This is a genomic window from Psychrobacter sp. ANT_H56B (assembly GCF_008369245.1).
Lineage (GTDB): Bacteria > Pseudomonadota > Gammaproteobacteria > Pseudomonadales > Moraxellaceae > Psychrobacter > Psychrobacter cryohalolentis.
In genome coordinates, this window is sequence record NZ_VOBF01000020.1 from 1 (window position 1) to 5,704 (window position 5,704).

At 48.0% G+C, this 5,704-nt stretch carries 2 tRNA genes and 3 rRNA genes; all 5 read right to left on the reverse strand.

Going from position 1 to position 5,704, the window contains the following annotated elements:
• Nucleotides 1-21: 21 nt before the first annotated feature.
• Nucleotides 22-135: ribosomal RNA gene (gene rrf / locus FQ082_RS12790) — 5S ribosomal RNA — on the reverse strand.
• A gap of 183 nt (nucleotides 136-318) precedes the next feature.
• A 23S ribosomal RNA gene (locus tag FQ082_RS12795) occupies nucleotides 319-3,180 on the reverse strand.
• A 381-nt stretch (nucleotides 3,181-3,561) separates the two neighbouring features.
• Nucleotides 3,562-3,637, reverse strand: a tRNA-Ala gene (locus FQ082_RS12800).
• A gap of 6 nt (nucleotides 3,638-3,643) precedes the next feature.
• Nucleotides 3,644-3,720: transfer RNA gene (locus FQ082_RS12805), tRNA-Ile, on the reverse strand.
• 85 nt (nucleotides 3,721-3,805) lie between these two features.
• Nucleotides 3,806-5,344, reverse strand: a 16S ribosomal RNA gene (locus tag FQ082_RS12810).
• Together the 16S, 23S and 5S rRNA genes with 2 tRNA genes alongside form the textbook arrangement of a ribosomal RNA operon.
• Between the last annotated feature and the right edge of the window lie 360 nt (nucleotides 5,345-5,704).

Consider the following 5,704-nt stretch of genomic DNA (forward strand, 5'->3'; position numbering starts at 1 on the left):
GGGGGTTTATCTGGAATAGAGAGCTGACGATGACCTACTCTCACATGGGCGAACCACACTACCATTGGCGCGACGATGTTTCACTTCTGAGTTCGGGAAGGGATCAGGTGGTTCCATCGTGCTATTGTCGTCAGCAAAGGGGGTTAGATATGAGTCTGTTATTATTGTTTTGACTTTCAAGATATTATCTATTGGTCGACCAACTTGTAACCTAACTGAATCAAGGTTAAAGGTGATATCGAAATTATATATATTCTATAGCCTAGGCTATACAAGATAGATTAATTAGAGCTTTCATACAAACCACTTGGGTGTTGTATGGTCAAGCCAAACGAGCAATTAGTACAGGTTAGCTACATGCATCGCTGCACTTCCACACCCTGCCTATCAACGTCGTAGTCTTCAACGGCTCTTTAGGGAAATCTAATCTTGAGGTGGGCTTCTCGCTTAGATGCTTTCAGCGATTATCCCATCCGAACGTAGCTACCGGGCAATGCCACTGGCGTGACAACCCGAACACCAGAGGTTCGTCCACTCTGGTCCTCTCGTACTAGGAGCAGATCCTCTCAAATTTCCAACGCCCACGGTAGATAGGGACCGAACTGTCTCACGACGTTCTAAACCCAGCTCGCGTACCTCTTTAAATGGCGAACAGCCATACCCTTAGGACCTGCTTCAGCCCTAGGATGAGATGAGCCGACATCGAGGTGCCAAACACCGCCGTCGATATGAACTCTTGGGCGGTATCAGCCTGTTATCCCCAGAGTACCTTTTATCCGTTGAGCGATGGCCCTTCCATACAGAACCACCGGATCACTAAGACCTACTTTCGTACCTGCTCGACTTGTGGGTCTCGCAGTTAAGCGCGCTTTTGCCTTTATACTCTACGACCGATTTCCGACCGGTCTGAGCGCACCTTCGTACTCCTCCGTTACTCTTTAGGAGGAGACCGCCCCAGTCAAACTACCCACCATACATTGTCCTCGGTATTGTTATACCTGAGTTAGAACCCCAACATGACCAGGGTGGTATTTCAAGATTGGCTCCACAAACACTAGCGTGTCTGCTTCAAAGCCTCCCACCTATCCTGCACAAGTCAGGTCAAAGTTCAATGTAAAGCTGTAGTAAAGGTTCACGGGGTCTTTCCGTCTAGCCGCGGGTACACAGCATCTTCACTGCGATTTCGATTTCACTGAGTCTCTGCTGGAGACAGCGCTGCCATCATTATGTCATTCGTGCAGGTCGGAACTTACCCGACAAGGAATTTCGCTACCTTAGGACCGTTATAGTTACGGCCGCCGTTTACTGGGGCTTCGATCAAGAGCTTCGCTTACGCTAACCCCATCAATTAACCTTCCAGCACCGGGCAGACATCACACCCTATACGTCCACTTTCGTGTTTGCAGAGTGCTGTGTTTTTAATAAACAGTTGCAGCAGCCTGGTATCTGCGACTGCCAACAGCTCAAGGAGCAAGTCCTATCACCATCGGCAGCGTACCTTCTCCCGAAGTTACGGTACCATTTTGCCTAGTTCCTTCAGCAGAGTTCTCTCAAGCGCCTTGGTATTCTCTACCTGATCACCTGTGTCGGTTTAGGGTACGATTCGTTTATAACTATTGCTTAGAAGCTTTTCCTGGAAGCATGGTATTTGCCACTTCGCTGTACAAGTACAGCTTGCTATCAGATCTCAGCATAGTGACAGTCCGGATTTGCCTAAACTGTCTGCCTACATCCTTTCACCTGGACAACCAACGCCAGGCTGACATAACCTACTCCGTCCCTCCATCGCATTATAAACAAGTATCGGAATATTAACCGATTTCCCATCGACTACGCCTTTCGGCCTCGCCTTAGGGGTCGACTCACCCAGCCCCGATTAACGTTGGACTGGAACCCTTGATCTTCCGGCGTGCGAGCTTTTCACTCGCATTATCGTTACTCACGTCAGCATTCGCTCTTGTGATACCTCCAGCATGCCTTACGACACACCTTCACAGGCTTACACAACGCTCCCCTACCACTTGAAAACAAATTCAAATCCGCAGCTTCGGCTCCTAGTTTGAGCCCCGTTACATCTTCCGCGCGGGCCGACTCGACTAGTGAGCTATTACGCTTTCTTTAAAGGATGGCTGCTTCTAAGCCAACCTCCTAGCTGTCTATGCCTTCCCACCTCGTTTCCCACTTAACTAGGAATTTGGGGCCTTAGCTGGCGGTCTGGGTTGTTTCCCTCTCCACAATGGACGTTAGCACCCACTGTGTGTCTCCCGGATATCACTCATCGGTATTCGGAGTTTGCATCGGTTTGGTAAGTCGGTATGACCCCCTAGCCGAAACAGTGCTCTACCCCCAATGGTGTTCGTCCGAGGCGCTACCTAAATAGCTTTCGGGGAGAACCAGCTATCACCGAGTTTGATTAGCCTTTCACCCCTATCCACAAGTCATCCCCTAGCTTTTCAACGATAGTGGGTTCGGTCCTCCGGTGCCTGTTACGGCACTTTCAACCTGCTCATGGATAGATCACTCGGTTTCGGGTCTATGCCCTGCAACTAAACGCCCTATTAAGACTCGGTTTCCCTACGGCTCCCCTAAACGGTTAACCTTGCTACAGAACATAAGTCGCTGACCCATTATACAAAAGGTACGCGGTCACCCTAATAAATTAAGGCTCCCACTGCTTGTACGCACACGGTTTCAGGTTCTATTTCACTCCCCTCACAGGGGTTCTTTTCGCCTTTCCCTCACGGTACTGGTTCACTATCGGTCAGTCAGGAGTATTTAGCCTTGGAGGATGGTCCCCCCATCTTCAAACAGGATTTCTCGTGTCCCGCCCTACTTAATATGTTAACGCTAATGTTTCGAATACAGGACTATCACCTACTACGGTCAGCTTTCCCACGCTGTTCTTCTACATTAGCATTAATCGGCTTCTCCCCGTTCGCTCGCCGCTACTTGGGGAATCTCATTTGATGTCTTTTCCTAAGGGTACTGAGATGTTTCACTTCCCCTCGTTTGCCTCTTGTACAAGTACAAGATACCTACCTTATGGTAGGTGGGTTTCCCCATTCAGAAATCTCCGGATCACAGGATATTGCCGCCTCCCCGAAGCTTATCGCAGGCTGTCACGTCTTTCATCGCCTCTGACTGCCAAGGCATCCACCATGTGCGCTTCATTACTTGACCATACAACCCCAAGTAGTCTTTCTCTAACCTTTATTACTAAAGATAGGAGTTAGATTTCTAAGTGTTATATAAGTCTAATTATGATAACGATATCACCTAATTTTATACGCTTGATTCAGTTCTCTTTACTTTTTTAATAACTCACCACTGGGATAACAACTGATGTCGTTAAGTAGTGAGTTATTAAGGTTAAGAAGTGCGCGTGAACACGCTCTTCCTAACCCAGACTCATATCTATGTTTTTAAATAGTCTCTATGCTCTCGTCGAGTCACAGATTCTGTATAAAACAGAAAGAAGTAATCTTGTCTTTACTAAGACGAATCACTTGTTTCTATTTGATACCTATTTATTTATTAGCATCCAAAGAATAGTTTATTATGTGGTGGAGCCAAACGGAGTCGAACCGTTGACCTCCTGCGTGCAAGGCAGGCGCTCTACCAACTGAGCTATGGCCCCTAATAATGGTAGGCCTGGGCAGACTTGAACTGCCGACCCCCGCGTTATCAACACGGTGCTCTAACCAGCTGAGCTACAGGCCTGTACGAGGCATATACCTCTAGCTAATAAACTAGCTTAAACTAAAGAACAACTTGTTGTGAATTCTTGCTGACCGAATGCCATCTATAAGGAGGTGATCCAGCCGCAGGTTCCCCTACGGCTACCTTGTTACGACTTCACCCCAGTCATCAACCACACCGTGGTGAACGCTCCCCCGAAGGTTAAGCTATCCACTTCTGGTGCAATCAACTCCCATGGTGTGACGGGCGGTGTGTACAAGGCCCGGGAACGTATTCACCGCGGCATTCTGATCCGCGATTACTAGCGATTCCTACTTCATGGAGTCGAGTTGCAGACTCCAATCTGGACTACGATAGGCTTTTTGAGATTCGCATCACATCGCTGTGTAGCTGCCCTCTGTACCTACCATTGTAGCACGTGTGTAGCCCTGGTCGTAAGGGCCATGATGACTTGACGTCGTCCCCGCCTTCCTCCAGTTTGTCACTGGCAGTATCCTTAGAGTTCCCGGCTTAACCCGCTGGTAACTAAGGACAAGGGTTGCGCTCGTTGCGGGACTTAACCCAACATCTCACGACACGAGCTGACGACAGCCATGCAGCACCTGTATTCTAATTCCCGAAGGCACTCCCGCATCTCTGCAGGATTCTAGATATGTCAAGACCAGGTAAGGTTCTTCGCGTTGCATCGAATTAAACCACATGCTCCACCGCTTGTGCGGGCCCCCGTCAATTCATTTGAGTTTTAACCTTGCGGCCGTACTCCCCAGGCGGTCTACTTATTGCGTTAGCTGCGTCACTAAGTCCTCAAGGGACCCAACGACTAGTAGACATCGTTTACGGCGTGGACTACCAGGGTATCTAATCCTGTTTGCTACCCACGCTTTCGAGCCTCAGTGTCAGTATTATGCCAGAAGGCTGCCTTCGCCATCGGTATTCCTCCAGATCTCTACGCATTTCACCGCTACACCTGGAATTCTACCTTCCTCTCACATACTCTAGCTCAACAGTATCAGATGCAGTTCCCAGGTTGAGCCCGGGGATTTCACATCTGACTTATCGAGCCACCTACGCTCCCTTTACGCCCAGTAATTCCGATTAACGCTTGCACCCTCTGTATTACCGCGGCTGCTGGCACAGAGTTAGCCGGTGCTTATTCTGCAGCTAATGTCATCGTCTCCGGGTATTAACCGAAGAGTCTTCTTCACTGCTTAAAGTGCTTTACAACCAAAAGGCCTTCTTCACACACGCGGCATGGCTGGATCAGGGTTTCCCCCATTGTCCAATATTCCCCACTGCTGCCTCCCGTAGGAGTCCGGGCCGTGTCTCAGTCCCGGTGTGGCTGATCATCCTCTCAGACCAGCTACAGATCGTCGCCATGGTAGGCCTTTACCCCACCATCTAGCTAATCCGACTTAGGCTCATCTAATAGCGAGAGCAGTAAACTGCCCCCTTTCTCCCGTAGGTCGTATGCGGTATTAATACGAGTTTCCCCGTGCTATCCCCCACTACTAGGTAGATTCCTAAGTATTACTCACCCGTCCGCCGCTCGACGCCTGATAGCAAGCTATCATCGTTTCCGCTCGACTTGCATGTGTTAAGCCTGCCGCCAGCGTTCAATCTGAGCCATGATCAAACTCTTCAGTTTAATCTTGCTATGAAGTCCTTTAAAGAGACTTCTAAACTTGGCTCATCTAATCTGGCAAAATCGCTAAAAATTATGTTCGTAATGAATTAACTTTGAGTTTTTTTACTGTCTTAAATGATAATTTTTATAGTTAGAATCCTATCGAAAAGATAGTCAACCAACTTTATTTTTTAGCATTCTGAATCAGCAAAAATCCACACAAGTTGTTCTTTAGTTATGCTTTTAAATAATGTCTCTAACTGTCGTCCAGTTAAAGTATTCTAACTAAATATGCTAAACCAATCTGGCTTATCCTATTTAGCGAGCTGACCATCATATCATGTTTTAATAGTCTGTCAACTTCTTTTCTTAATTTGTTTC